The sequence below is a fragment of the Kribbella sandramycini genome (assembly GCF_013131805.1).
Taxonomy (GTDB): Bacteria; Actinomycetota; Actinomycetes; order Propionibacteriales; family Kribbellaceae; genus Kribbella; species Kribbella sandramycini.
Map to the genome: position 1 here is coordinate 1,420,717 of NZ_JABJRC010000001.1, position 24,580 is coordinate 1,445,296.

30 protein-coding genes are annotated in these 24,580 nt (G+C 69.5%); 10 read left to right on the forward strand and 20 right to left on the reverse strand.

The genetic code is table 11. The features are described from left to right. Positions 1-6 precede the first annotated feature (6 nt). Positions 7-849, forward strand: coding sequence for a GbsR/MarR family transcriptional regulator (locus HPO96_RS06280; RefSeq protein WP_171671755.1), 843 nt, complete (start codon positions 7-9; stop codon positions 847-849). On the opposite strand, the gene HPO96_RS06285 is transcribed toward HPO96_RS06280, so the two are convergent. Continuing rightward, the gene (locus tag HPO96_RS06285; RefSeq protein WP_171671757.1) at positions 800-1,912 is read right to left on the reverse strand and encodes a geranylgeranyl reductase family protein; all 1,113 of its coding nucleotides are present in this window, start codon (positions 1,910-1,912) and stop codon (positions 800-802) included. The two genes, HPO96_RS06280 and HPO96_RS06285, sit on opposite strands and share 50 nt — an antisense overlap. A 92-nt stretch (positions 1,913-2,004) precedes the next feature. Here HPO96_RS06285 and HPO96_RS06290 point away from each other — a divergent pair, with 92 nt between their 5' ends. Together HPO96_RS06290 and HPO96_RS06295 are read left to right on the forward strand one after the other, a co-directional pair. Continuing rightward, entirely contained in the window at positions 2,005-3,627 is a 1,623-nt protein-coding gene (locus HPO96_RS06290; RefSeq protein ID WP_171671758.1) for a PLL family lectin, read from the forward strand. Between the two features lie 92 nt (positions 3,628-3,719). Next, positions 3,720-5,192 (forward strand): alpha/beta fold hydrolase, encoded by a 1,473-nt coding sequence (locus tag HPO96_RS06295; RefSeq protein WP_171671760.1) that lies wholly within the window; start codon positions 3,720-3,722, stop codon positions 5,190-5,192. Here the strand turns inward: HPO96_RS06295 and HPO96_RS06300 are convergent. Then, positions 5,186-5,902 (reverse strand): hypothetical protein, encoded by a 717-nt coding sequence (locus HPO96_RS06300; protein WP_171671762.1) that lies wholly within the window; start codon positions 5,900-5,902, stop codon positions 5,186-5,188. The two genes, HPO96_RS06295 and HPO96_RS06300, sit on opposite strands and share 7 nt — an antisense overlap. A gap of 177 nt (positions 5,903-6,079) precedes the next feature. After that, positions 6,080-6,901, reverse strand: a complete 822-nt coding sequence (locus tag HPO96_RS06305) for a SigB/SigF/SigG family RNA polymerase sigma factor (RefSeq protein WP_171671763.1) — start codon at positions 6,899-6,901, stop codon at positions 6,080-6,082. 303 nt (positions 6,902-7,204) lie between these two features. On the opposite strand from HPO96_RS06305, the gene HPO96_RS06310 reads away from it, so the two are divergent. Continuing rightward, complete coding sequence (locus HPO96_RS06310; RefSeq protein WP_171671765.1) at positions 7,205-7,438, forward strand: DUF397 domain-containing protein; 234 nt, start codon at positions 7,205-7,207, stop codon at positions 7,436-7,438. A 194-nt stretch (positions 7,439-7,632) separates the two neighbouring features. Here HPO96_RS06310 and HPO96_RS06315 read toward each other — a convergent pair whose 3' ends face one another. Together HPO96_RS06315 and HPO96_RS06320 are read right to left on the reverse strand one after the other, a co-directional pair. After that, a complete protein-coding gene (locus HPO96_RS06315; protein WP_171671767.1) occupies positions 7,633-7,821 on the reverse strand; it encodes a hypothetical protein in 189 nt (62 codons plus the stop codon). A 23-nt stretch (positions 7,822-7,844) separates the two neighbouring features. Next, positions 7,845-8,033, reverse strand: coding sequence for a hypothetical protein (locus HPO96_RS06320; protein WP_171671768.1), 189 nt, complete (start codon positions 8,031-8,033; stop codon positions 7,845-7,847). A 447-nt stretch (positions 8,034-8,480) separates the two neighbouring features. On the opposite strand from HPO96_RS06320, the gene HPO96_RS06325 reads away from it, so the two are divergent. Beyond that, entirely contained in the window at positions 8,481-9,353 is an 873-nt protein-coding gene (locus HPO96_RS06325) for a Scr1 family TA system antitoxin-like transcriptional regulator (RefSeq protein WP_171671770.1), read from the forward strand. A 1-nt stretch (position 9,354) separates the two neighbouring features. Here the strand turns inward: HPO96_RS06325 and HPO96_RS06330 are convergent, their stop codons facing one another. Then, a complete protein-coding gene (locus tag HPO96_RS06330) occupies positions 9,355-10,218 on the reverse strand; it encodes a Scr1 family TA system antitoxin-like transcriptional regulator (protein ID WP_171671772.1) in 864 nt (287 codons plus the stop codon). 4 nt (positions 10,219-10,222) lie between these two features. Then, positions 10,223-11,095 carry a helix-turn-helix domain-containing protein gene (locus tag HPO96_RS06335; RefSeq protein ID WP_171671774.1) on the reverse strand — a complete coding sequence of 291 codons (873 nt, stop codon included), beginning with the start codon at positions 11,093-11,095 and terminating at the stop codon, positions 10,223-10,225. A gap of 126 nt (positions 11,096-11,221) precedes the next feature. Between HPO96_RS06335 and HPO96_RS06340 the strand changes: the two genes are divergently transcribed. After that, on the forward strand, positions 11,222-11,566 hold the full coding sequence (locus HPO96_RS06340) for a hypothetical protein (protein WP_171671775.1): 345 nt from the start codon (positions 11,222-11,224) through the stop codon (positions 11,564-11,566). Here HPO96_RS06340 and HPO96_RS06345 read toward each other — a convergent pair. The 7 genes from HPO96_RS06345 to HPO96_RS06375 all read right to left on the reverse strand — a co-directional run bounded on the left by HPO96_RS06345 (position 11,563) and on the right by HPO96_RS06375 (position 16,789). Then, positions 11,563-12,483 (reverse strand): alpha/beta fold hydrolase, encoded by a 921-nt coding sequence (locus HPO96_RS06345; protein ID WP_171671777.1) that lies wholly within the window; start codon positions 12,481-12,483, stop codon positions 11,563-11,565. The two genes, HPO96_RS06340 and HPO96_RS06345, sit on opposite strands and share 4 nt — an antisense overlap. A 10-nt stretch (positions 12,484-12,493) precedes the next feature. Further along, positions 12,494-13,201: a TetR/AcrR family transcriptional regulator gene (locus HPO96_RS06350; RefSeq protein ID WP_171671779.1), complete on the reverse strand. Its 708-nt coding sequence runs from the start codon at positions 13,199-13,201 to the stop codon at positions 12,494-12,496. 30 nt (positions 13,202-13,231) lie between these two features. Beyond that, positions 13,232-14,449: an FAD-dependent monooxygenase gene (locus HPO96_RS06355; RefSeq protein WP_171671781.1), complete on the reverse strand. Its 1,218-nt coding sequence runs from the start codon at positions 14,447-14,449 to the stop codon at positions 13,232-13,234. 87 nt (positions 14,450-14,536) lie between these two features. After that, a complete protein-coding gene (locus HPO96_RS06360; protein ID WP_171671783.1) occupies positions 14,537-15,163 on the reverse strand; it encodes a DUF2461 domain-containing protein in 627 nt (208 codons plus the stop codon). Between the two features lie 19 nt (positions 15,164-15,182). Beyond that, on the reverse strand, positions 15,183-15,725 hold the full coding sequence (locus tag HPO96_RS06365) for a response regulator transcription factor (protein ID WP_337796519.1): 543 nt from the start codon (positions 15,723-15,725) through the stop codon (positions 15,183-15,185). A gap of 322 nt (positions 15,726-16,047) precedes the next feature. Next, positions 16,048-16,308: a hypothetical protein gene (locus tag HPO96_RS06370; RefSeq protein ID WP_238354706.1), complete on the reverse strand. Its 261-nt coding sequence runs from the start codon at positions 16,306-16,308 to the stop codon at positions 16,048-16,050. 202 nt (positions 16,309-16,510) lie between these two features. Beyond that, positions 16,511-16,789, reverse strand: a complete 279-nt coding sequence (locus HPO96_RS06375) for a DUF1905 domain-containing protein (protein ID WP_171671788.1) — start codon at positions 16,787-16,789, stop codon at positions 16,511-16,513. 96 nt (positions 16,790-16,885) lie between these two features. Here HPO96_RS06375 and HPO96_RS06380 point away from each other — a divergent pair, with 96 nt between their 5' ends. After that, positions 16,886-17,398 (forward strand): GNAT family N-acetyltransferase, encoded by a 513-nt coding sequence (locus HPO96_RS06380; protein WP_171672422.1) that lies wholly within the window; start codon positions 16,886-16,888, stop codon positions 17,396-17,398. On the opposite strand, the gene HPO96_RS06385 is transcribed toward HPO96_RS06380, so the two are convergent. Beyond that, complete coding sequence (locus tag HPO96_RS06385; RefSeq protein ID WP_171671790.1) at positions 17,352-18,335, reverse strand: cation diffusion facilitator family transporter; 984 nt, start codon at positions 18,333-18,335, stop codon at positions 17,352-17,354. The genes HPO96_RS06380 and HPO96_RS06385 overlap by 47 nt on opposite strands. A 1-nt stretch (position 18,336) precedes the next feature. Continuing rightward, entirely contained in the window at positions 18,337-18,732 is a 396-nt protein-coding gene (locus HPO96_RS06390) for an ArsR/SmtB family transcription factor (RefSeq protein ID WP_171671792.1), read from the reverse strand. 56 nt (positions 18,733-18,788) lie between these two features. On the opposite strand from HPO96_RS06390, the gene HPO96_RS06395 reads away from it, so the two are divergent. Beyond that, positions 18,789-19,673, forward strand: a complete 885-nt coding sequence (locus tag HPO96_RS06395; RefSeq protein WP_171671793.1) for an endonuclease/exonuclease/phosphatase family protein — start codon at positions 18,789-18,791, stop codon at positions 19,671-19,673. Next, positions 19,670-20,185 (forward strand): mycothiol transferase, encoded by a 516-nt coding sequence (locus HPO96_RS06400; protein WP_171671795.1) that lies wholly within the window; start codon positions 19,670-19,672, stop codon positions 20,183-20,185. The genes HPO96_RS06395 and HPO96_RS06400 overlap by 4 nt, the downstream gene beginning before the upstream one ends. Here HPO96_RS06400 and HPO96_RS06405 read toward each other — a convergent pair. From HPO96_RS06405 to HPO96_RS06420, 4 genes are all read right to left on the reverse strand, one after another. Further along, positions 20,158-21,756: an ABC-F family ATP-binding cassette domain-containing protein gene (locus tag HPO96_RS06405; protein ID WP_171671797.1), complete on the reverse strand. Its 1,599-nt coding sequence runs from the start codon at positions 21,754-21,756 to the stop codon at positions 20,158-20,160. The genes HPO96_RS06400 and HPO96_RS06405 overlap by 28 nt on opposite strands. Positions 21,757-21,880: 124 nt before the next feature. Then, a complete protein-coding gene (locus HPO96_RS06410) occupies positions 21,881-23,251 on the reverse strand; it encodes a HAMP domain-containing sensor histidine kinase (RefSeq protein ID WP_171671798.1) in 1,371 nt (456 codons plus the stop codon). 47 nt (positions 23,252-23,298) lie between these two features. Then, positions 23,299-23,982 carry a response regulator gene (locus HPO96_RS06415; RefSeq protein ID WP_171671800.1) on the reverse strand — a complete coding sequence of 228 codons (684 nt, stop codon included), beginning with the start codon at positions 23,980-23,982 and terminating at the stop codon, positions 23,299-23,301. 45 nt (positions 23,983-24,027) lie between these two features. Beyond that, positions 24,028-24,345: a hypothetical protein gene (locus HPO96_RS06420; protein ID WP_171671802.1), complete on the reverse strand. Its 318-nt coding sequence runs from the start codon at positions 24,343-24,345 to the stop codon at positions 24,028-24,030. A 30-nt stretch (positions 24,346-24,375) separates the two neighbouring features. Between HPO96_RS06420 and HPO96_RS37985 the strand changes: the two genes are divergently transcribed. After that, positions 24,376-24,537: a hypothetical protein gene (locus HPO96_RS37985; protein ID WP_238354707.1), complete on the forward strand. Its 162-nt coding sequence runs from the start codon at positions 24,376-24,378 to the stop codon at positions 24,535-24,537. The last annotated feature ends 43 nt before the right edge of the window (positions 24,538-24,580 follow it).

A 24,580-nucleotide genomic window follows, 5' to 3' on the forward strand; every position in this document is an offset into this window, starting at 1 on the left:
ATGCAGATGCCCGGAGGACGGCTCAGCCAGACCGAGCGGCGCGCGATCGCGAGCGGCCTCGGCGACGGTCTCGGGTACGCCGAGATCGCCCGGCAGCTCGAGCGCCCGACGTCCACCGTCAGCCGGGAGGTGGCCCGCAACGGCGGCGCCCGCGGTTACCGCGCCGACCACGCGCATTACGCGACCTCGTCCCGGGCCCGGCGGCGCCGGCCGCGCCCGCAGGCGGTGCTCGACGAGCGTGCCGAGTACGCCGAGCAGTTCGCCGCGATCATGGTCGACGGCGGCCTCCCGCGGATGGCGGCCCGCGTGCTGGCCCGGCTCTACACGGCCGACGGCCGCAGTGTCACCGCCGCCCAGCTGGCCGAGGCGCTGCAGGTCAGCCCGGCCTCGATCTCCAAAGCGATCGGCTACCTGGAGCAGGTCGGTCTGCTGCATCGCGAGGCCGATCCGCAGCGACGCTTGCAGCATTACGTGATCGCCGCGGACGTCTGGCAGCAGGCTTGGCAGGTCAGCTCGGACACGAATCTCGGCTGGGCCGAGATCGCTGCCAAGGGCGTCACGCTGTTCGGCGCCGACAGCGCGGCCGGTCATCGCCTCGGCCGGATGGCGACGTTCTTCCAGCAGTTGGCCGACGACATGAGCGGTGGGGCCGGGTTCCAGGTCGTCGACGACGCGTTGAGTGTGTTCGCCGTCGTCCGGCAGTCGGGTCGGCTGTTGGACGCCGAGCAGCTGGCCGGCGTCCTCGGTTGGCCGCTGGAGCGCGTGGAGGCCGCGCTGGAGATCGCGACGCCGGCGCGGCTCAGCCCGGAGCAGCTCGCGCGAGCAGACCGCGGAGCAGCCGGCCGGTGATCAGGCCGTCGGCCAGCCCGAGCTCGACCAGGTCGTCGAAGGTTCGTTGATCGGCGGCGGCCGCGCGGATCCCGGCATCCAGGACGTGCCGCGATTCGGTCAGCCGCGCGGTGAGCGCGGTGTGGCGGAAGTGCCGGGCGAGAAGCCTGTGCGTCAGCTGCCGGTAGCGACTCCCGGCGTCGTGTCCCTCGGCGATCGCGCGACCGGCGAGCAGACCGGTCGCGATCGCGTAGTAGATGCCTTCACCGGTCATCGGGTTGATCAGCCCGGCGGCATCACCGGCCAGCAGCACGCGCCCCGGGCGCGGCCGGTACGACCAACCGGCGAGCGGTAGATGGTGTCCCCACCAGTCGCCACCGTCGGTCGTCGCGCCGGGGAGCAGCGCTTCGAGCTGGGCCAATAGGTCAGTGCGGGTCGGATGTGGGCGACCGGCGACGAGCCGTTCGCCGTACCCGACGTTCGACCAGCCGTCGCCCCGGTCGAAGGACCACGCGTACGACGGTTGCCGACCACCGCCGTACGCGATGACCTGGCTGGCGGCGCGCGCGGCCGGGGTCGGTGCGTAGCCGCGAATTGCCAGGGCGGCGGCCGCGGGCGGTAGGCCGAGAGCGCGCCGGACGAGCGAATGCGCGCCGTCGGCGCCGACGAGATAGCGCGCGTGCAGGTCGTCGACGGTGACGGAGTCCGCGGTGACGTCGAGGTTTCGGACGCGCCGGCGTACCAGCTGTGCCCCGGCGGCCTGCGCAGCTTGGACGAGCCGCTGGTCGAAGACTGCTCGTGGGACGACCCAGTTCGGCCGGGCCATCAACCGGTCGACGCCGACCGGGCCATGCGTGAGGACGAAACGGCGTACCGGCGTCCAGTCGTCGACCAGCCCGGTGACGCCGACAGCGGACAGCAGGTCGAAGACGTGCGGCGCGATGCCGTCACCACAGGCTTTGTCGCGCGGAAAGTCGTGTCGATCGAGTAGCAATACCGACAGTTTCGGCGCAGCGGCCAGCGCGCCGAGCGCGGTCGCCGCCCCGGCTGGTCCGGCCCCGACGACGATCAGGTCCCACACCACCACCCCAGTGTCCCTTCGAACAGCGTCGAAGGGCGCTTCGAGGGTGTTCGAAGAGGTTCTCACCGCAGCGGCGCCGGGCGAGGATCTGCCGGGTGAAGATCCGCCTCCTCATCACCGCTGCCCTGTTGTTCGGCTCGGCGCTCGTCGCGCCGGCCCCCGCCCAGGCTCGCGAGCTCCAGGTCCAGAGCGTCGCGAACGGCGCGCTCTCCCGCCAGGAGATCCTGCTCCGATCGGCGTCCTGGATCCGGGACAAGGTCCCGTACAGCCAGGACACCGCGAGCCCGCACGTCAACGAGTTCGGCAGTTACCGCCGGGACTGCTCGGGCTTCCTGTCGATGGCCTGGCATCTGAGCAGCTCGCTCAACACGGGCAGCCTGCCGTCGGTGATGCACCGGATCACCGCCGACGACCTGCAACCGGGTGACGCGTTGTGGCGGCAGTCGGGCGGCGTCAACCACGTCGGCCTGTTCGTCGGCTGGGCCGACGCCGCGCGGACCCGGCCGAAGGTCCGGGAGGAGTACGACTTCGGCAAGATCGCCGAGGAGCGGATCTGGTCGAACAGCTACTTCAAGACGTTCACGCCGTACCGGTACAACAAGGTGATCGGCGCGACGGCGAGCCCGGGCTCCTCGGTCGGCCAGGACGTGACCGGCCGGCTGCAGCGCTTCGAGGCGACCACGGACGGCGGCGTCCAGCTGAGTCAGCAGACTGCGCCGGCCGCGCCGAGCTGGGAGGTCAGCACGATCGATCCGCCGGGCGGCGTCGTACCGGGCGAGGCGCTCGCGACCGCGGCCGACTCGATCGGCCGCGCGTACTACTTCGCCCGGACGCCGAACCGCAAACTGCGCACCGGCTGGCAGAGCTCCCCAGGCGCCGGGCCGTGGCTCTCGGCAACCATCGAGCCGACGACCGACCATGACGGCGTCGAGACCGTCGAACCGGCCGGTCGGCCCGCGGCGGCGATCGATGCCCGCGGCAAGCTCACGTACTTCGTCCGGACCAGTGACGGCCGTCTGCTGCACGGCTGGCAGGACCAGCCCGGTAGCTCGACCTGGCACGCAACGCTCATTCGCGATGGCAGTGGCCAGCAGATTCAGCTCGCTGGTGAGCCGGTCGTCGCACAGGACGTCCAGGGCCGCATCATCTTCCTGGCCCGAACCGCCGACGGCCAGCTCCGCTACGGTCGGCAGGCCGCGCCGGGCACCGGTCCGTGGGTGGTGAGCACGCTGGCGGCGTCCGGTGTGGTCGGCAACCCCAGTGTCGCGCTCGATGTGTCGGGCAAGCTGGTGTACTTCGTCCGCGGCACGGACGGTCAACTGCAGCACGGCTGGCAATCCACGCCCGGTGCGGACACCTGGCAGTCCACAGTCATCCCGCCGACGACAGACACGGACGGCGTCGAGACTGTGCAGCTCGCGGGCGACCCGGCCATCAGCCTCGACCACAGCGGCAAGCTGACGTACTTCGTCCGCACCACTGACCAGCGCATCCTGCACGGCTGGCAGGACCGGCCCGGCTCGGACCCGTGGCACGCCACGATCATCCGCGACGCGACCAGCAACGCTCCGGCCCCCGCGGGCGACGATCCGGTCGTGTACGCCGACTCCGCGAGCAAACTCGTCGTACTGACGCACACCGCGGACGGCGTCGCCACCTGGTCGGCCCAGCATGCTCCGGGCACCGGCCCGTGGCACGTTCGGGCAGTCGTCGGGTAGCGCTGGCTCTACCCCCTCCGGGGTGCTCGGTCGACTGCGGCGCGTCTTGGCGCTGCCTAGCGTCGGCTGTGACATCAAGCTGGAGGGGACAGATGAAGATTCTGCTGGCGCTCGCACTGCTCGGCGCCTCGACCGGTACGCCGGCCGTCGCGGCACCCGACGCGGGTGCGATCCGATGGCATCAGTGCGCGTTGGACGCCCATGACGAGGAGGGAGCCGCACTCGACGCCGCTGGCGCCGAGTGCGGCGATCTCGACGTACCGCTGGACTACGGCCGGCCGAACGGGCGCAAGATCACGGTTGCCCTGTCGCGGGTGAAGGCTCGCGGGGAGCGGATCGGCGCGCTGGTGATCAACAACGGCGGGCCTGGCGGCCCGAGCCTGGCCGCGCCGATCGAGCGGCCGGAGGTGATGGCGGTCGTCGGGCAGCACTACGACCTGATCGGATTGGACCCGCGATCCGTCGGCCGCAGTACGCCGGTCGACTGCAAACTGCCCTTCGCGGCGTGGCCGTGGGGAGCGGGGAGCACGCGGGCGTCGTACGCGCGATCGGTCGCGATCCAGGCCGACGTCGCTCAGCGGTGTACGGCGGAGGCTGGGTCGATGCTGCCGTACATCAACACGAGGAACACCGCGCGGGACCTGGACCGGGTGCGGAGTGCGCTCGGCGAGCGGAAGATCTCGTACCTCGGGTACTCGTACGGGTCGTACTTGGGGGCTGTCTATCTGCAGCTGTTCCCGGGGCGGACCGATCGGGTCGTGCTGGACGGGCCGGTCGACCCGAACACGTACGGGCCGCGGCTGGTGCGGCAGGTCGGGCCGGCCAACGAGGACAACCTGCGTGCCTGGGCCACGTGGGCAGCCGCGCGGAACTCGACGTACGGGCTCGGGACGACGCAGCGGCAGGTGCTGGCGAAGATCGACCGGCTCTACCGGCACGTTGCCACGCACGAGCTGGAGATCGGGAAGCACCGGGTCGGGGAAGGGCTGCTGCCGATCCTGCTCTGGGCGTCGCTCAACGACGACCGCGATCAGAGTCGTGGTGAGGCGGCCGTGATCATCAATAACTTGGTCAAGGCGGTGGATGGTCCGGTCGAACCGGATGCGAATCTCGGCGGGTTCCTGGACGCGGTGCTCTCGCCTGCGATGTCGCAACTGATCAGTGCGCAGACCGCGATCGCCTGTGGTGACCGGGCCGCGCCGCGCGACCCGCAGGTGTACTGGCGCGACATCCAGGCGCATCGCGCGACCGAGCCGCACTTCGGCGCTCTGACCCGCGGGATCTCGCCGTGCGCGTTCTGGCCGGTCGCGCCGCAGGAGCCGCCGACCCGGATCGCGAACGCCGAACGCGCGCTGATCGTTGCCGCCGAGAACGATCCGCGGACGCTGTACGCGAACGCCGCCGTCCTGCGGCAGGGCATCAGCGGATCGCGGGTGCTGACCCTGCAGGGCGCGCGGAAGCACGGGGTCTTCGGTGAGTACGGCAACGCGTGCGCGGACGGCAAGGTGATCGCTTACCTGAAGAGCGGCGTCCTGCCGGTGCACGACCAGACCTGCGCTCAGTAGCCCGGACGGCGGCCCGGCTTGTTCGGCCGCCGGGACGACGTCCGCCGGGAGCGCGCGGACGCATGCCCGCCGGAGGACGGGCTGACCGTGCGGGCCTCGTCCAGGTCGACGACCTTCGGCGGCGGGGGGACGAAGATCGGTACGGTCTGCTCTTCCTCCGCCGCTGGGGGTGGTGGCGGGGGCGGCGGAGTCTCGGCGCGGGCGGCGGACTCCTTGCTGACGGGGGTGACGGCGACCGCAGGCGCGGGCTGGGCCTCGCGCCGGGGCAGCTTGGTGCGGAGTTCGATGCCGAGCGCATCGATCAGCCGGCGGCAGATGTTGATCGAGCCGGCGATCGCGAAGATCGAGCAGGCCGCGAAGAGCACCGCCTGACCGCCGTCCGCCCAGTCCGACGGGCCGGTCCGGCTCATGGCCGCCAGCATCGCGACGACGATCGCGTTGGTGATCCCGAGGACGACGGCCGCGGCGACCGTGTGCAGCAGCACCCGGCGCTCCAGGCCGACGTCGTCCGCCGCGGCGACCAGGCCGGCGATCAGCCCGGCCAGCACCGGCACCGTATAGACCAGCGCCAGCGCGAGACCCGGGCTCGCGACCAGGTAGAAGACATCGAAGACCAGCGCCGTCCCGGTCAGCGCGGCGGCGAAGCACACCACCATCGGCGGGTACGCCCGCACGATGGCGACCGCGTCCGCCGGTACCGTCCTGAACATCTGGAACGCCAACCCACCGACTCCATCCGCTTGTCAACCCTCATTGTGCCGGTCACCGGCACCCGCAGAGACAAACGAGCACAGGCGAGTCGGGTCATGGGCGGAGTCTCGACGGCAGGATCGGCGTACCGGCGCCGGGGCGGCCCACCGGTACGCCGTACCGCCCCGAGCGCTGGTTCACGCCGCCGCGGGCAGCGGCGCGAGTTTGTCGCGGAGGGCGTCGAGGGTTTTGCGGAGCACGCGGGAGACCTGCATCTGGCTGACGCCGATGTCCTTGCCGATCTCGGACTGGGTCCAGCCCTCGACGAACCGCAGGTGCAGGATGCGGCGTTCGCGGTCGTTGAGGTCGGAGAGCACCGGCTGCAGCATCTCGACCGTCTCGAGCTGGTCGATGCTGGTGTCGTCGGAGTCCGCGACCACGTCGGCGAGCGTGAGATCGGCGTCCGTCTCGGCCGGGCGGTCCAGAGACAGGACGTTGAAGCAGCCCTTGGCCGCCATCGCCTGCTCGACCTCGGTCACCTCGACCTCCAGATGCGCGGCCAGCTCGGCCGGCGTCGGCTCCCGGTTCAGCTCCTGCTCCAGCTCGGGGAGCTTGCCGGCGATCGTGCCCTGCATCTCCTGCAACCGGCGCGGGATCCGCACCGTCCACGCGCAGTCGCGGAAGTACCGCTTGACCTCACCGCGGATGGTCGGGATGGCGAAGCCGATGAACGGCGTATCCGCCTCCAGGCGGTAGTGGTGCGCGGCCTTGACCAGCCCGAGGTAGGCGACCTGTTCCAGATCGTCGGCCTCGGCCCCCCGGCCGCGGAAACGGCGGGCGATCCCGCGCGCCATCTCCAGATTGAGCTCGACGACCTGTTCGAGCAGCTCTTGGCGCTCGGTCTCGTCGGTGCTGGCGGCCCGGGCTTCCATCAGCTCCCGGGTGGCCGTCTCGCGGGCGGCCCGATCGGCCGCGGTCGTGCACTGCATCGGAGTACGTACGGCGCTGCTGTTCTTCATTCGGATGACCTCGCGACTGTCGTCACGGCGTAGCTCGGAGCTGAACCACGGTCATGCCTGCCCCCCGCCCGTACCCAACCTCCGCGATCACATGCACCGCTCCGGGGAACCGGAAGATCCGCTCACCATCCGCTCACCATCCGCGACGAAGCACCCCATCCAACGCTTGTTTCACCCGCTTTCGATCACAGGTGGTGATGGAGCAGACACGAACCCCTGGAACATGTACGATGCAAATGCAATCCCAAATGCACGTGCATATGCCGAGGACGAACGTCCGAGGCACTACGAGAGGTGCAGCTGATGACTGCTATCTACAACGGCATGCCAGGCGACTCGAACTCCGATCTGGCCTGGTTCAAGAGCCAGCGGAGCAACCCGAGCGGCAACTGCGTTGAGGTGGCGAAGCTGCCGGGCGGCGGCGTGGCGATGCGGAACTCGCGTCACACCGATGGTCCGGCGCTGGTGTTCACCAAGGCGGAGATCGAGGCGTTCCTGGGCGGCGTTCACGACGGGGACTTCGATTCCCTGGTCTGAAACAGACTTCCGGCGCCTCAACCGGAAAGCCAGGGCCCCTTCGCCAGGCGAGTGACGAAGGGGCCCTTTTCCATGTCTTGAGCTGTTTGCATGTCTTGAGCAGTCGACACCGGCCGCACAACGTCGAAGGCCGGCCCTCGGAGGGAGGGCCGGCCTTCGGTGTTACCAGAGAGGCTTCTCTGTCTTACTACGTCCTACTGCACGGTCAGCGGCCAGAGCTGCTCACTCGACGGGAGCTCGGAGGCCTTACCGGTGGCGCTGTTGTCGACGGTGATCCGCAGCCCGGTGAACTTGGGCGTCATCACCCGCTGGTAGCGCGAGGCCCGGTCGGGGTCGGCCAGGTACTCCGCGATCAGGTGGTCACCCAGCCAGATGCGTACCATTTTCCGTCCTCCTCGGTCGGGACTCATGCCGTGCTCACGATCGGATCGCCGTCCAGCTGACGAACGCCGCGCAGCCAGCCTTCGAAGGCCCAGCGCTGCTGCTCGGGGCAGCGCGCCACCAGCTCCTGGATCTCCCGCTCGGTCAGCTCGTCAGGCGCACGGCCGCTCGTGGTGGCGGTGTGTTCTGCTGCCTCACTGTCGTAGTCGCTCATCGACTCGGGTTCCCCAACCAGTCATGCCGGCATCCAGGACGCCAGCGATCTGTAGGACCGGCCTGCCGGATCTCGCGATGTCACGTTTCGCGAGATTCAGCTCACCTTCTGTGCATGAATCAACTATGGCGTCGGCACGCTGCGAATGCAAGCGCCCGATGCACGTGCATCCGCACGTTTTCCGTTTCGAGACCAAGATCGGGCCACTCACGCCTGAAACCGGTCCCGGGAAGGCCTTTCGAACACCGTTCGCCGAGATCAGATCGCTCCGCTTTGTCTTGACAAATGAGACGGCACTCGTGGAGTGTTTCTCACCGTGAGTCACGTTCGTTGCCGAATCGCGTGGCTTATGTAAGAACTTCGGCAGATTCGGGGGCGGGCGTGCGATGATGTCTGCCTGCAGGGGAGAGATCGGCAGGACAGAGCCACTGGGGGCCGGAGGTGAGTGTGACCGAGTCGGGCGCGCAAAGCGGACCGACAGCGCTTCGCATCATCCTCGGAGCGCACCTGCGCCGGATGCGTGAGGCCGCCGGAATCAGCCGGTCGGACGCCGGGTGGGAGATCCGTTCGTCGGAGTCCAAGGTCAGCCGGATGGAGCTCGGCCGCGTCGGCTTCAAGGAGCGCGACGTCCGCGACCTGCTCACGCTCTACGGCCTGGACGACGGGGACGAGCGCGAGCGGCTGCTGGCGCTGGCCCGCGAGGCGAACAACCCCGGCTGGTGGCACCGCTTCGGCGACGTGCTGCCGAGCTGGTTCAACTCCTATCTCGGTCTCGAGTCGGCCGCCGCGCTGATCCGTACCTGTGAGCTGCAGTTCGTCCCCGGTCTGCTGCAGACCCCGGAGTACATCCGCGCCGTCGTCCAGCTCGGCCGCGGCATGATCGCGGCCGAAGAGGTCGAGCGCCGCGTCAGCCTGCGGGTCAGCCGGCAGGAGATCCTGACCAAGCCGTCGCCGGTCCGGCTCTGGGCCGTCATCGACGAGGCCGTTCTGCGGCGTCCGATCGGCGGCGTCAAGACAGCGATGATGCAGCTCGACCACCTGATCGAGATGAGCCAGCTGTCGAACGTCACCCTCCAGGTGATCGGCTTCGCCGCCGGTGGGCACGCGGCGTCCGGCGGCGCGTACAGCATCCTGCGCTTCCCCGAGCAGGATCTCGCCGACGTCGTCTACATCGAGCACCTGACCAGCGCGCTCTACCTCGACAAACAGGACGACGTCGACCACTACACCGCGACGATGGAGGCCCTCTGCGTCGCGGCCCCGCCGCCGAACCGGACGCGCGACATCCTCGCCGGCATCCGCCGCGACTTCGAACTCTGAGCTAGCTCGTCATCAGCTTCGCGATGAAGGCGATCGTGTCGCGGGGGCTGAGCGCCCGGGCGCGGAGCTGATCGAAGACGAAGCCGTACCGGTCGACCTCCTCCTCGCGCTCCATGAACACCGAGCCGCCGAGGCGCTCCTCGTAGATGAGGTCGGGCGCCGCGCTACCGAACACGAAGCGAACGAAGCCGCCGTTCATCCACGGGTAGGCGCCTTTGCTGAACGGAATCACCTGCAGCGTCACGTTCGGCCGGTCGGCTTCGTCGATGAGCTTCTGCAACTGCCGGCGCAGGACCGATCGGTCGCCGACCTCGCGATGCAGCAACGCCTCGTCCATCACCGCCCAGAACTGCAGCGGCTCGACGCCATCCCCCTGGCGGCTGAGCACCGCCTGCCGCTCCGTGCGGATCCGCACGCGGGCATCGATCACCGCACGCTCCATCGGCGGGCCGTCGACCATCGAGGCCCGGGCGTACTCCTCGGTCTGCAACAACCCCGGCACGTAGATCGACTCGTAGTTGTGCATCGCCTTGGCCTGGGACTCGAACGCGACGTACGCCGCGTACCCGGCATCGTGCACTTGTTGCGGCCCGGTGTGCGACCACCCCGGCGTCTTCGCGGCCTGCGCCAGCTCCAGCAGCTCGGTGCGCCGCTCCGCCGGCACGCCGTACAGCTCGAATAGCGCCTCGAGCGTCCCGTTGTGCGGTTTGGCCTGCGCCTTCTCGATCCGCCACAGCGTGCCCTGATTGACGCCGGCCTGCTCCTCGACCTGTTCGCGGGTCAGCCGCGCCGCGCTCCGCAGCTCCTGCAGCTCGGCTGCCAGCAGGCGCAACCGAACAGTCGGCGGACCAGACGGTCTGGGCACTCGGTCACGACCTCTCGGCAAGGATGGTGCTGATGAACGTGCTGCTGTCCCGCGGGCTCAGCGCCTCGACCCGGAGCTTGTCGAAGACGTCGCCGTACCGATCGAGCTCAGCCTCCAACTCGAGGAAGAGATCGGTCCCGACCCGCTCTTCGTAGACCAGGTCAGGCACGGCACCGCCGAAGACCAGCCGAACGAAGGAGCCGACCATACCTGGGTACGCCCCGGTATGGAACGGAATCACCTGCAGCGTCACATTGGGCCGCTCGGCCTCCTCCAACAGACGCTCCAACTGCCGCCGCATCACCGCCGCCCCACCCACGGCCCGCCGCAGCACAGCCTCGTCGACAACCGCCCAAAACTGCAGCGGCTCACCACTCCCCCGCGCCACCAAATTAGCCTGCCGCTCCAGCCGCGTCCGTACCCGGAGCTCTACCGCCTCGGCCGTGATCGTCAAACCGTTCTCGATCGTCGCGGCGGCGTACTCCTCGGTCTGCAGCAGCCCCGGCACCAGCAGCGGCTGATAGCTGTGCAACGCCTTCGCCTCGGCCTCGAACCCGACGTACGTCAGGTATCCGTCGGACAACGTCTCCGTCACTCGCTCGTACTGCCGAAGCCACCCCGGCCGCTTCGCACCCCGCACCAGCTCGAGCAACTCACCCCGGCGCCCCGCCGGTACGTCGTACGCCTCGAACAAAGCCTCCAGCACCCCACCCGCCGGCTTCGCTCGCCCCTGCTCGATCCGCGCCAGCACCCCCGCGCCAACCCCCACCCGCTCCTGCACCTGCTCACGACTCAACCCCGCGCCGTCCCGCAATTCCCGCAGCTCCGCCGCCACCCGCCGCAACCGCACCGTGGGCAGCCCCGCGGGTCTCGGCACTTATCCACAACCTCTCGTTTTCAGGCGCTTATGGGTACAGGAAAGGGCGAATGAGTCGCATAAGCGTCGATCCGGGCCCCCAAGTTCGTATGGTACGACAGTCCTTACGCTCCGTACTGTCGACTTATGGGAGCTATCGGGTCGGCGACGGTGACGCTGCACTGTTATGTGCACGGATCGCTTACTCGCGACATCCAGGACTGGATCGACGTGAGTGAGGCGCTGGACGATGCGGCGCGGGACGGCGGCTTTCAGGTGGGGGCCATCGTGGTCGAGGCGCCGGGGATTCACGAAGGCGTGCCGGACGGGTTGGCGACCATCGTGCGGACCGAGTTGGAGAACCCGGGGGCGATCGCGGTCGCTGTGCCGCACCTGGGGCATCTGCAGGCTCAAGGGGATGCGCTGGCCTGGCGGATGTTCGTCGAGCGGCTGACCGGGCGGCCGCTGATCGTGTTGCGCGACGCCGCTTAGAGCTCGCGGAGGAAGTCGAGCAGGGCCGCGTTGACGACGGCCGGCTGTTCTTGCTGGGTCCAGTGGCCGCAGTTCGGGACGTCGATGGCCGCGCGCAAGTTCGGGACGACGGCGCGGGCCGCGTCGTCCAGGGGATACATCGTGCGGACGGCGTCGTCCAGGCCGCTGATGTACAGGGACGGCGGGGTGATCGGGGCGTCCTGCCAGGCTGCGGTCTGCTCCCAGTTGCGGTCGAGGTTGCGGTAGTAGTTCAGGCCGCCGGTGAAGCCGCTCGCGGTGAACTGGTCGACGAAGACGGCCAGGTCCTGCTCGGTCAGCCAGGCCGGTAGTTGCGTCGGCTCGAGGAAGCGGCCGGCGAAGCCCGGCGCCGGATCCGGATCGGGGACTCCGGCGTAGACGCGGCGCAACGTGCTGGCGATGTCCTTCTCGAGCTCGGCATCGGCGACGCCGGGCTCCTGGAAGTAGTTCTGGTAGAAGTCCGGGCCGAAGCGCTGCTCGGTGACGGTGAGCGGGGGCAGCGCGCCGCGCGGCCAGGGCGGCACGCTGATACCGACCACGCCGCGGACGACGTCCGGTCGGAGCAGCGCCGTGTTCCATGCAACGATCGAGCCCCAGTCGTGGCCGACCACCACGGCTTGCTCCGATCCCAGCTCGCGGATGAGCGCGACGACGTCGCCGACGAGGTGGAAGATCGAGTACTGGTCGATCGCGGCCGGGCGGTCGCTGGCGCCGTACCCGCGCTGGTCCGGTGCGACGACGCGGTAGCCGGCGGCGGCGAGGGCGTCGAGCTGGTGCCGCCAGGAGTACGACGTCTCCGGGAAGCCGTGCAGGAGAACGACGAGTGGGTCGGTGCTGCTGCCTTGCTCAGCGAGGTGGATGTCGAGACCGTTCAGCCGGACAGATCGGGTGCTGGGCAAGGTTGTCTCCTCAGTCTGATTTGGCGATGGATTCCAGGAGTGCTGCGCGCCGGACGGCGAGCTCGGCCAGGGCGGCGTCGGCGGTTGCCTGAATGTCGCCCGGGCCGGGTTGTTCGGGGCCGAGTAGGGCGGTGACGGCGGCGGAGATGACTTGGGCGGGTTCGTCGACGGAGATGATCGCCAGGGCACGGCGTTCGACGGCGGTGTTCAGGAAGCCGAGGAGCAGCGCCTGCAGGGCGTAGGCCTGGTCGTCGAACGACCAGTCCGTCCGGGCGAGATGGTGTCGGCGCCAGACCGGCAGGGCGACGCGCAGCAGCGCGGCCGGGCCGAGGTTCTCCAGCAGTTTGGCGCTGCGCGGGTGTTGGGTGAGGACGCCGAGCAGGTCGTCGTCCTCGGACTGCAGCGCCCGGATGAACGGGTGGTCGATCGTGGCCTGGACCAGCAAGGGCAGCAGACGGCTGGGGCGGGCGACGTCGGGGTCGGCGGTGAGCAGCTCGGCCAACTCGTCGTGTTCGGCCAGGAAGTCGCGGCCGAAGAGCCCGACGAGCAGGTCCTCGCGGGTGCTCCAGTGCAGATAAATGGTGCCCTTGGCAACATGTGCCCGGTCCGCGATCTCCGCGACCGTGAGCCCCTTGACCCCGCGTTTGAGCACCAGCTCCCGGGCCGCGCCGAGAATGCGCGCCGCGCTCCCGGATTCCTGTTCGGCAAGTACCGCCATCGTCGTCCTCCTGTCGCACCGGCCTTGCGATTATGCCCGGGCGATGTCCAGGTCCTTCATCCGGCCGGACCTGTTGTGCGTCCGCACGAACTTCAGCACCTGCGAGCTGACCGGCATCGCCATCGCCCGCATCAGGATCCGCCGGAGGTTGATCTGCTTGCGGTTCGGCGTGAAGATCGCGGTCTGCTCGAACCCGAGCTGCTGGTAGTAGCCCATATGCGGCCGCAGCTGCCGATCCCACTCGGTGAGCGCCTGGACGACGTCGCCGTACCGGCCGATCATCGTGCCGAGCAGGTCGGCGCCGGCGAGCCCGGCCGAGGCGCCCATCCCGGCGTAGAGCGTGACGCACCAGGCCGAGTCGCCGACCAGGACGACGCGTCCGTTGTGCCATTGATCCATGTGCACCTGCTCGACCGAGTCGAACAGCAGCTCGTCGGTCGCCTCCAGCGCTTCGAGCGCGGCGCCGAGCATGTCGCCGGTCGGCTCCGGCCCGAACGCTTTGCGGACCCGGACGGCGGGCGGCTCGGTGAACTCGGCGTCCACATCGTCGGTCTGGTAGCCGATCAAGACGGTCGGCGCGTGGTCGGCGAACGGGAACACCCAGAGCGAGCGGTCGGGCTCCAGCAACGTGAGGCCGTCGTGCAGCGGGAGCCTGCCCAGGCCGCCGGGCAACTGGAACGCCGCGATGATGTAGTTCAGCCGATGCAGGTACCGCTCGTCCGGCCCGAACGCGAGCCGCCGGACCGTCGAGCGCAGCCCGTCCGCGCCGACCACCAGGTCGAACCGCTCGGTGACCTCGCTGCCGTCGGCGGTGTTCGCCAGGGTGACGTCCACGCCATCGGCGTCCTGAGCAATATTCGTCGGCACGGTCGAGTACCGGATCTCGACGTCCGCGGGTAATGCCTCGAACGCGGCCCGTTCGACGTCGCCGCGCAGCATCAGCCACGGCTCACCGGGGATGTCCCGGAAACCCAGCCCGGCGCGCCAGGCGCCGAAGCGATCGCTGTCGTAGTTGCGGCCGTCGTACGCCGTCCGGTCGTGCAGGGCGTCCAGGATGCCGAGCCGCGCGGCCGCGGACTTCCCCGCGCCGAACAGGCCGACGAAGTACCCGCCCGAGCGCCGTTGCGGCGCTTTCTCGACCAGAACCGGCGTCCAGCCGGCGCGGAGCAGGGCGAGTGCTGTGGAGGTGCCGCTGATGCCGAGCCCAACAACCAGTGCCCGGCGCTGCCGTTCCGATGTCGTGGTCATATCTCGAAAATAGCCTAAATGACCAAATTCGTCATTTGGTTCAGTCGGTGAGGCGCGTCACTCCGCGCGACCGGCTCGACACGGCCGTCAGCTGTTGTCGGTGAGCCAGGTCAGCAGCGGCTGGGTGGACTTCCAGTCGGCGCGGATCTCGGCGGCCAGCTCGGCCGTGTGGATCACCGGCTCGAACCCGTACGACTTGGTGACCGTGAGGGACTTGTGCCGCAACAACTCGATCCGCGGGTGGTCCGCGGCGTACCCACGCGGCGTCGTCTTCAGCCGATCGCCGCCGACCGACCAGCCGGCCGCGGTCAGCTCGGCCAGCAGCGCTTCGAGCTGCTTGCCCCGGCGGCTGTCGTCGATCGCCGTCCGGACCCGGGCCAGCCGCTCCGAGCTCGCCTCGTAGAACCCGGCCGCCACCCGGACGCCGGGCGCCGCGACCTCGACGTACCAGCCGGTGGCCGGCGCGAGATCGATGAACGCGCCCTGATGGGTCTTGTACGGCGTCTTGTCACGCGCGAACCGGACGTCGCGGTACGGGCGGAAGACCTTGGCCGTGCCGAACTCGGGCTCGAGCTCGGCCAGCAGCGCGACCATCGGCGCCCGGACCGACTCCTCGTAGACGTGTTTGCGCTCCGTCCAGAAGGTCTTGCTGTTGTCCATCTCGAGGTCGTCGTAGAAGTCCAGCGCCGCCGCCGGGAACCCGGTGAAACCCATACCGGCCACCCTACGACGCTCAGATCCAGCCGGCTCGCTCGGCTTTGCGGATGGCCTCGATCCGGGTCCGCGCCTGGGTCTTGGCGAGGATCCGGGACAGGTAGTTGCGCACCGTTCCCGCGCTCAGGCAGAGCTTGCGGGCGACCTCCTGCGCAGTCGCGCCGGTCGTCACCAGCCGGAGCACCTCGCACTCGCGCTCGGTCAGCGGGTTGTCGCCGACCCGCAACGCGGCCAGCGCCAGGTGCGGGTCGAGCACCGGCCGACCGTCGGCGATGTCGCGGATGGCGGTCACCAGATCCTCCGGCGAGGCGTCGGTCGCGATCAGCCCGACCCGCGGCGCCTGCCGAACCAGCCGCAGACTCGCGGCCGCCGACAGCTCGCGATCCATCAGCACCAGCACCCCACTGGACGGCGACCGCCGGGCCAGGGTCTCGATCCCGACCCCAGGCAAGCAAGCGTCCAGCACCAGCACATGCGGCCGCTCCCGCGCGGACGCCGGTATGACGTCGTCCGCATGGTCCAGCACGGCCACGACTTGTAGATCGTCCTCAGTAGCGAACACCGTGGCCAATGCTCCCCTCAGCAATGCGCCACGATGCCCGAGCAATACTCGGATCACCGTTCCCCGCCCCCCTGGCGAACGTTGCGTTCAACACTGACCAGTTACGAAATCTCCCCAGCTTTCGTAACTTGGCAACAGCCAGTTTGTTCTAGCTGCCCCTGAGTTGTCACTACCTATCCTAGGGTGAACAACTGTCCGGCGAAGAAGGCCCGCATGTCGTCGACGAGCGCACGCGAATCGGCCAACGGACCAGGTCGAGCCGGGCCCGGAGGTCGGTCAGCTCGGCGGCCGGCACGCTCAGCTGGAAGGGCTCGACGCGCACTCAGCTGCCGGTGCGGGCCTGGAGGCGGGTGACGGTGAAGGCGGCGGCCAGGAAGACGACGCCGATGCCGATCACGACGGTGACCAGGGTGCCGGCGCTGTTCAGGGCGCTGTCGCAGGTCATGGGTGTGATGCCGGCCGCCGTCCGGAAGGCGGAGCCGCAGTTGGCGCCGCTGGACGAGACCGAGCGGAATCCGAGCGCCACACCGGCGAGTAACAACACCACGCCGACCGCGCCCAGCACTTTGTTGAGAATCGTCATGACACCCACCCCGGTGACTGCGGGCATGCCGACGGCACGCTTGCTGAGCCCCGTTGCACTTCGTTCACTCCCCATCTCGACGGACCACCCGATCCGAACTTACGGTCCGGGCCGGATGATCCCCAGTCGAGGCGGCCGTCAGCACTGATTCTTCACACAGTCCTTACTCAGAACATGACGTTCTGTGACGACCGCCACCTGGTCAGCGTCGCTCCGTGAGGTGCACGGTGATCTCGTCACCAGGGTTTTTGGCCAGCAAAGCGCGGAGTTCGGCCTTCACCGGGAGTTTGTGGGTTCCGTCACCGAGCGCCATGAACGAGCTCTCGAACGGGTGGCCATCCATCGTGCCGCTGACCTTGACCAGCCCGCGGGTGCCGAAGTACTCGGCCGAGCCGGGCATCTGCAGGTAGGTCCAGCCGCCCTTGGCGTCGCTCTGCAGCAGGGGCGCGGTGAAGGTCTTGTCCAGCTTGTGTGTGCTCACGGTGAGCTCCTCTCTACACCTGTTGGTAGAGACCGACGGACCGATTTCGACATCGTACGGTGAACTTTTCCGGGAACTATTCTGGCCACTGTGGAAATGACGATCCGGCCCGGCGGCGGGGACGACGTACCGGCCGTGCTGGCCCTGCTCGACAAGGCGACCGAATGGCTGGTGGCCCGCGGGCGCACCGACCAGTGGGGCACCGAGCCGCATTCGACCAGCGAACGCCGGATCAACCAGATCACCGGGTTCGCCGCCGAGCGGCAGCTCTGGATCGCCGAGGACGCCGGCCGCGTCGTCGGAGCGCTCGCGATCGGGCCCGCGCAGCCGCCCGTCCCGCCGGTCGACGAGCCCGAGGTGTACGTGCGGCTGCTCGTCACCGATCGGGAGGCGGCCGGGTCGGGTATCGGCGGCGTCCTGCTCGACCACGCGCGGCAGCTGGCGCGGGAGGCCGGGATCAGCCTCGTCCGCGTCGACTGCTTCGGCGGGAACGACGGGGCACTCGTCCGGTACTACGAGTCCCAGGGGTTCACTCGGGACGCCGCCTTCGTCGTCACCCGGGTCAATGCCCCGGACTGGCCAGGTCAGGTCCTCGTCCAGCGGCTGTGATCGCGCGGTGCACGGTGCCGTGCGCGTCCGAGCAGTGTGCGGCGATGTCGTCGTCGCTGGCGTGGTCGACCTGGAGCGTCGAGTGCGTCAGCCCGTGCCGCTCGGCCAGCAGCTCCTCGATCCGGACCCGGATCTGGTGACAGTCGAGACCCTCGGCGACCAGGATGTGCGCGGACGCCGCGGGCTCACCCGAGGTGATCTCCCAGACGTGCAGGTCGTGCACCTCGACGACGCCGTCGATCGCGCACAGCTCGGCGCCCAGCGCCTGCGGGTCGATCGTGGCCGGGGCCGCCTCGAGGAAGATCCGGCCCGAGTCGCGAACCAGCGCGACGCCGGCCTTCAGCATCAGCGCGGCGACCACGAGCGCGGCGATCGCGTCGGCCCGGGCGAAGCCGGTGAGCAGCACGACCAGACCGGCGATCGCGGTCGCGATGAACGCGAACAGGTCGTTCAGGATGTGCTGGAAGGCGCCCTCGACGTTCAGGCTGGAGCGATTCGCCTTGCTGATCAGCCAGGTCGCGATCAGATTCACCACGATACCGACGACGCCGGTGATCAGCACCAGCGCGCCCTTCACCTCCGGCGGGTGGATCATCCGGTTGATCGCCTCGTACACGAAGAACGCCGCGAGCAGCAGCAGCGTGATCCCGTTCGCCTGGGCGGACAGGATCTCGACCCGTTTGAACCCGTAGGTGAACCCGCCGACCGGCGGTTTGGCGGCCAGCCGGATCGCCACCAGCGCGAGCACGATCGCGATCGCGTCGGTCAGCATGTGCGCGGCGTCCGTGATCAGGGCCAGCGACCCGGCCGCGAACCCGACCACCACCTCGGCCAGCATGAACCCGACGATCAGCACCAGCGCCCCGCTCAACAGCTTCCGGTCCGCCTCCGAGCTGACCGCGTGCCCGTGGCCGTGCCCGTGTCCTGCTTCGCCCATGTCAGCGCTCCGGGTGAATCGCGTCGGTGTGCTCGGTGTGGGCGACCGCCAGGTCGACCAGCATTCGCACGTGGGCGTCGTCCAGCCGGTAGAACGCGTTCCGCCCGTCCCGCCGGGCCGCCACCACGCGATGCGCGCGGAGGAGCCGCAGCGCATGCGACGTCGCGGACTCGCTCAGCCCCGTCACCGCCGCCAGATCGCAGACGCACAACTCGCCGTCCAGCAACGCGACCAGCAACTTCAGCCGCCGTGGGTCGCCGAGCAGGCTGAACACGTCAGCGGTGTCGACGATCGCGTCCTCGGCCGGCATCCGGTCGTTGACACTGGCCACGCGCTCCGGATCGACAAGCCGCACCGCACATTCGTCGAGACCCTGCACATCTGCAGAACTGTTCATATGTCGAGGGTAACGTAAGATCCGTCGCAACCTCCACCGCCCCTGAGGAGAATCACATGCGTCGTGTCGCCGGAGTGCTGATCGCCCTCGGCCTGTTACTCGGTTCGATCACCCCGGCGAGCGCTGCCGGGACGACGTACAAGGTGTGGAGCTGGAACGTTTCGGGCTGGGTGATGAACAAGGCGTCGATCTCGACCGGGATGGTGAGCGGGGCGGTCTCGTCGATCCAGGCCCGGGATGCGGACTTCGTCGTCCTGACCGAGGTGTGCCGGCAGCAGTACAAGGAGATCCAGCGGCGGCTCGCGGCCACCGGGTGGCCGCAGGATTCGACGAACTTCTCCCGGTTCGCCGCGCAGCGCGAGACGGTCTGCAACGGGCAGGCCTTCGGGGAGGCGATCTTCAGCAGGCTCCCGCTCGGGACGGCGTCGAGTGTGTTGCTGCCGCAGGACGAGACGGTCGAGCAGCGGAAGCTGTTGTGCGCTCCGCTGGTCGCGCGGCCGAAGCTGCGGGTCTGCGCCGTCCACGTGACGCCGTACAGCACGAACGTCGCGCAGCTCGACAAAGTGCTGGCCACGCTCGAGCAGCACAACGCCAACGGCGACACCACGCTCGTCGCGGGCGACTTCAACGCCCAGCCGAGCTGGGCGCGGCTCGACAAGTACTACGACGCCGCCCTCACCACCGACCACAACGGCCAGAACCGCGGCAACTACCGCGAGCTGGACGACACCGACGCCAACTGCCCCGGCTACGGCGAAGCCACCACCGAGAACAACACCTCCGGCGCCTGCAACCAGGCCGCCAAGATCGACCTGATCTTCGTCCGCAAGAACCACCTGGCCGGCCCCTACTCCGCCGACTCCCTCGCCATCGCCCAATCCTGCGCCGGTCCCTGCTCCGACCACCGAATCCTCACCGCCACCGTCACACTGGACCGATGAGCTATCCCGAGACGAACGCTGACGAGCGGGCCTCGCTGGAGCAGTTTCTCGATTTTCATCGGGGGCGGGTGTTGAGGGCGCTCGACGGGGTGTCGGATGCGGAGGCGGCGGCGCGGGTGTTGCCGGCGACGGATATGACGGTCGGCGGGGTGGTGAAACATCTGTCGGCGGTCGAGGATCTGTGGTTCAGCCGGAAGTTGCTCGATGTGCCGAGTGCGGAGCCGTGGCGGTCGGCGCCGTTCGACCAGGATGTGGACTGGGAGTGGCACTCGGCCGGTGAGCAGACGGTGGCGGAGTTGCGGGAGTTGTATGTGACGGCGTGCCGACGGAGTCGTGAGGTGGCGGGGCGGTTCGGGCTGGACTACCGGGCCCGGCGTCCGTCGTTCGGGGATCAGGACGTGAGTCTGCGCTGGGTGTACCTGCACATGATCGAGGAGACCGCGCAGCATCGCGGTCACCTCGATCTGTTGCTGGATGCGGTGCGTCAGGCGAGGGAGACCAGGGAGAGATAGTCGTCGGACCAGAGGTCTTCGTCGGCGTCGGGCAGGATGAGGACGCGGTCGGGGCGGAGGGCCTCGATGGCGCCTTCGTCGTGGGTGACCATGACGGTGGCGCCGGGGTAGTTGCCGACGGCACCGAGGACCTCGTCGCGGGAGGCCGGGTCGAGGTTGTTGGTGGGCTCGTCGAGAAGCAGGACGTTGGCGCCGGAGTGGACCAGCCCGGCCAGCGCCAGGCGGGTCTTCTCGCCGCCGGAGAGGACGCCGGCCGGTTTGTCGACGTCGTCGCCGCTGAACAGGAACGAGCCCAGCACGTTGCGCACCTCGCCGTCGGTGAGGCCGGGGGCCACGGCGGCCAGGTTCTGCCGGACGGTGCCGGCCAGATCGAGGGTGTCGTGCTCCTGGGCGAAGTACCCGAGCCGGAGCCCGTGGCCCGGCACGACCTGACCGGCGTCCGGCTGCTCCCGCCCGGCGAGCAGCCGGAGCAGGGTCGTCTTACCCGCGCCGTTCAGGCCGAGGACGACGACGCGGCTACCCCGATCGATCGCGAGGTCGACGCCGTCGAGCACCTGCAGACCGCCGTACGCCTTGCGCAGGCCGCGGGCGGTCAGCGGGGTCTTCCCGGACGGCGCCGGCTCGGGCAGCCGGATCTTCGCCACCCGCTCGGCCCGCCGGGTCGGCTCCAGACCGGCGAGCAGCTGGTCGGCGCGGCGGGCCATGTTGCGGGCGGCGACCGCGGTGTTCGAGCCGGCCTGCATCTTCCGCGCCTGCGCGTGCAGGACCGACGCCTTGCGCTCCGCGGTGTTGCGTTCGCGGGTCCGGCGGCGTTCGTCCAGCTCGAGCTGCTGCAGGTACTTCGTCCAGCCGGTGTTGTGGACGTCGATCGCCGACCGCTGCGGATCGAGGTGGAAGACCCGGTTGACCGTTGCCTTGAGCAACTCACGGTCGTGGCTGATCACGATCAGACCGCCCGGGTACCCGAGCAGGAACGACCGCAGCCAGACCACGGAGTCGGCGTCCAGGTGGTTGGTCGGCTCGTCGAGCAGCAGCGTGTCGTGCTGCGCGAACAGGATCCGGGCCAGCTCGACCCGCCGCCGCTGCCCGCCGGACAGCTCCCCGACCGGCTGCTCCAGCGCCCGCACCGGCAACCCGACCCCACCCGCGAGCCGTGCCGCCTCGGCCTCGGCCGCATACCCGCCGCCCGCCTGGAACCGCGCCTCGGCCCGCGCGTACGCCGCCATCGCCCGCTCCTGCGCGGCACCGGACGCCGTACTCATCGTCGCCTCGGCCCGGCGCAGATCCCGGACGGCGGTGTCCAGCCCGCGCGCCGACAAGATCCGATCGGTGACCGTCGTCCCCGGGTCGGCGGCTCGCGGGTCCTGCGGCAGATACCCCACCGACCCGACCGCCGTCACACTCCCCGCCGCCGGCCGCTCTTCCCCCGCCAGCGCCCGCAACAACGTCGTCTTCCCGGCCCCATTACGCCCGACCAGCCCCACCCGGTCCCCCGGCCCCACCTGAAACGCCACCCCACCCAGCAACAACCGGGCCCCGACACGAAGATCCACACCACTAACGGTGATCATGACTGTAACTCTCTGTGATGGTAAGCGGACACACTCCTTCTGCGGAAGCGGGTCGCGGACCTAAGCACAGAGGCGAATAGCCATGTGCCCACCCTAGGCCCAACCAAGAACCCCGTCAGCCGAATTAATGGGCGGGGAGGTCGATGGTGAAGCGGGCGCCGCCGGTGGGGCGGGTGGTTAGGTGGATGGCGCCTTGGTGCCATTGGACGTGGCGGGCGACGATGGCCAGGCCCAGGCCTACGCCGCGGCCTCGGGAGGAGGACTCGGTGCGGGCGAAGCGTTCGAAGATGCGGTCGTGGTCTTCGGGGGCGATGCCGGGGCCGGCGTCGTCGACGGTGATCACGACGCCGAGGCCGCCGGGGGCGACGGTGACGCCTTTGCAGCCGCCGGCGTGGTCTTCGGCGTTCTCGACGAGGTTGGCCACGACACGTTCGAGGCGGCGTTTGTCGGCTTGCATGGTGAGGAGTTCGGCGCCGGGGGCGACGGTGGTGACGGGGCGGCCGGCGGTGGCGTCGGCGGCGGCGCGGACCAGGTCCGCGATCCGGACGATCTCGCGGCTGCCGCGGTCGCCACCGTCGTCGCGGGAGATCTCCAGCAGGTCGATGACGAGCCGGCGGAAGCGTTCGAGGTCGTCCCCGAGCAGGTCGACCGGCTCGCGGACCGGCTCGGGCAGCTCGTCGCGGTGGTTCTGGATCAGCTGCATCGAGTTCAGCATCGTCATCAGCGGCGTCCGCAGCTCATGGCTGACGTCGCCGGCGAACCGCGCGTCCGCCTCGACCCGGCGCTCCAGGTTCGCGGCGGTCTGGTTGAACGACCGTGCGAGGCCGCCGAGGTCCCGGTCGTTCTCGGCGTCGAGGCGCGCATCGAGCCGGCCGCGGGACACGGCGTCCGCGACCTTGGTCAGCTCGGCCAGCGGGCGCAGCGCGAGCGTGCTGGCCAGCCGCCCGACCGCGAGCCCGATCAGCGCGGTCGCGATCGCCGCCGCGACCAGCGTGATCTTCAGCGTCCGCAGCGTGTCGTCCAGCTGCGTCAGCGGATGCCACTCGAAGAACGCCTCCCCCGGCCTGCTGACCGGTACGCCGACTGCGAGCACCCGCTGCCCGTTGACGGTCAGCCGCGCGTCACCCGCCGTCCCGCCGCGGACCAGAGCGATCAACTCCGGCGGCAGATCCTCCGGCCGCCCGGACAGCGAGTACCACTCGTTGTCGAAGTAGACCATCGAAGCCGCCGAGTCCGTCGACGGCAGCGTGCTGAGCAGCGACATCACGCTGACGCCGGGCCGGGCCTGGATGACGCCGCAGTCCGACCGCTCGCGGACCGGCATACACGACGTCGGCGACCCGTAGATCCCGAACCGGAACGCCGCCGCGTTGTCCTTCGTCTGCACCCACGCCGACGTCTCGCGCTCCTCGGTCAGGTACTTGGAGACGATGTTCCAGGTGACGACGGCGAGCACCGACGACAACCCGAGCGCGAGCAGCCCGTACGCGATCATCACCCGCCCCCGCAGGCTCGCCCTGCCGAGCAGTCCGAACCGGCCCACTAGCCGACCAAGCGATAGCCCAGGCCGCGGGCCGTGACGAGGTACTGCGGATTCGCGGGGTCGTGCTCGATCTTCAGCCGCAGCCGCCGGATGTGGACGTCGACGATCCGGCTGTCCCCGAAGTAGCCGTAACCCCACACCTTCGACAACAGCTGCTCCCGGGACAGCACCCGGCTCTCGGCGCCGGCCAGCTCGGCGAGCAGCTTGAACTCGGTTCGCGTCAGCGGCAGCGCCTCGTCGCCGCGCTTCACCTCGGCCCCGGGGATGTCGATGGTCAGGTCACCGACCACCAGGACGTCGGGCTGCCGCGCGTTGGCCGGCTCGACCCGGCGCAGCAACGCCCGGATCCGCGCCGACAGCTCCTTGGCCACCAGCGGCTTGGTCACGTAGTCGTCCGCGCCCGCCTCCAGCCCGGCCACGACGTCGTGGCTGTCCGTCCGCGCGGTCACCATGATCACCGGTACGTCGCTCGCCCGGCGGATCTCCCGGCAGACGGTGAACCCGTCCCGGTCGGGCAGCATGATGTCCAGCAGGACGACGTCCGGCGGCTGGCGCCGGAGCGCGGTCAGCGCGTCGATCCCGTTGGCCGCCTCGGCGACCTCGTAGCCCTCGTCTTCCAGGGCGAGCCGCAGTACCCGGCGGATGCGGGGCTCGTCGTCGACCAGCAACAGGCTGTGTGCCACCCCACCAGTGTCGCGCACCACCGGTCCGGACGCCGATTACGGCTGTCATGAATCCGCAACATCCGCCCCGCACGCCATGTGACAACTCCTTGACGCTTCGTTGCCCCCGGGTTCCGGCCGGGCCCGGAAGTCCTCGCCCGCCAGGTCACCGCGGCGGACGTCGTCCGCGGCGTCAAGCGGACGGCGAACCCGGTCCAGCCGTTCGGCGGCAGCCCCGACTTCGCCGACCTGCTGGTCGGCTACAACCAGTTCGCCGCCGGTTTCGCGAAGGCGCCCAAGACCGTCGCCGGCATCCAGGACTACCTGGACAAGACCCCGCTGCCCGGCGTCGAGGCCAAGGACGACAGCACGGTCGTCTTCCACCTCACCCAGCCCGCCGGCTACTTCGTCGACATGCTGACGCTACCCGCCTTCTCCCCCGCCCCGATCGAGTCGCTGAAGTACTGGTGGTTCATCCTGTTCCCCGGTCTGGCCCTGCTGATCACGACCCTGGCGTTCAACCTGTTCGGCGACGGGGTCCGGGACGCCTTCGACCCGCGCGCAGATCGGACCTGAGATGGCACTGTTCCTGCTCCGCCGCCTGGGCCACGGGCTGCTC

Bases quoted from the DNA above. Each gene is read 5' to 3' on its own strand.
- HPO96_RS06280 (WP_171671755.1), top strand. From the start codon at position 7: ATGCCCGGAGGACGGCTCAGCCAGACCGAGCGGCGCGCGATCGCGAGC.
- HPO96_RS06295 (WP_171671760.1), top strand. From the start codon at position 3,720: ATGAAGATTCTGCTGGCGCTCGCACTGCTCGGCGCCTCGACCGGTACG.
- HPO96_RS06300 (WP_171671762.1), bottom strand. From the start codon at position 5,902: ATGTTCAGGACGGTACCGGCGGACGCGGTCGCCATCGTGCGGGCGTAC.
- HPO96_RS06305 (WP_171671763.1), bottom strand. From the start codon at position 6,901: ATGAAGAACAGCAGCGCCGTACGTACTCCGATGCAGTGCACGACCGCG.
- HPO96_RS06310 (WP_171671765.1), top strand. From the start codon at position 7,205: ATGACTGCTATCTACAACGGCATGCCAGGCGACTCGAACTCCGATCTG.
- HPO96_RS06315 (WP_171671767.1), bottom strand. From the start codon at position 7,821: ATGGTACGCATCTGGCTGGGTGACCACCTGATCGCGGAGTACCTGGCC.
- HPO96_RS06320 (WP_171671768.1), bottom strand. From the start codon at position 8,033: ATGAGCGACTACGACAGTGAGGCAGCAGAACACACCGCCACCACGAGC.
- HPO96_RS06340 (WP_171671775.1), top strand. From the start codon at position 11,222: ATGGGAGCTATCGGGTCGGCGACGGTGACGCTGCACTGTTATGTGCAC.
- HPO96_RS06350 (WP_171671779.1), bottom strand. From the start codon at position 13,201: ATGGCGGTACTTGCCGAACAGGAATCCGGGAGCGCGGCGCGCATTCTC.
- HPO96_RS06355 (WP_171671781.1), bottom strand. From the start codon at position 14,449: ATGACCACGACATCGGAACGGCAGCGCCGGGCACTGGTTGTTGGGCTC.
- HPO96_RS06360 (WP_171671783.1), bottom strand. From the start codon at position 15,163: ATGGGTTTCACCGGGTTCCCGGCGGCGGCGCTGGACTTCTACGACGAC.
- HPO96_RS06370 (WP_238354706.1), bottom strand. From the start codon at position 16,308: ATGACGATTCTCAACAAAGTGCTGGGCGCGGTCGGCGTGGTGTTGTTA.
- HPO96_RS06380 (WP_171672422.1), top strand. From the start codon at position 16,886: ATGACGATCCGGCCCGGCGGCGGGGACGACGTACCGGCCGTGCTGGCC.
- HPO96_RS06385 (WP_171671790.1), bottom strand. From the start codon at position 18,335: ATGGGCGAAGCAGGACACGGGCACGGCCACGGGCACGCGGTCAGCTCG.
- HPO96_RS06390 (WP_171671792.1), bottom strand. From the start codon at position 18,732: ATGAACAGTTCTGCAGATGTGCAGGGTCTCGACGAATGTGCGGTGCGG.
- HPO96_RS06395 (WP_171671793.1), top strand. From the start codon at position 18,789: ATGCGTCGTGTCGCCGGAGTGCTGATCGCCCTCGGCCTGTTACTCGGT.
- HPO96_RS06400 (WP_171671795.1), top strand. From the start codon at position 19,670: ATGAGCTATCCCGAGACGAACGCTGACGAGCGGGCCTCGCTGGAGCAG.
- HPO96_RS06405 (WP_171671797.1), bottom strand. From the start codon at position 21,756: ATGATCACCGTTAGTGGTGTGGATCTTCGTGTCGGGGCCCGGTTGTTG.
- HPO96_RS06410 (WP_171671798.1), bottom strand. From the start codon at position 23,251: ATGATCGCGTACGGGCTGCTCGCGCTCGGGTTGTCGTCGGTGCTCGCC.
- HPO96_RS37985 (WP_238354707.1), top strand. From the start codon at position 24,376: ATGCTGACGCTACCCGCCTTCTCCCCCGCCCCGATCGAGTCGCTGAAG.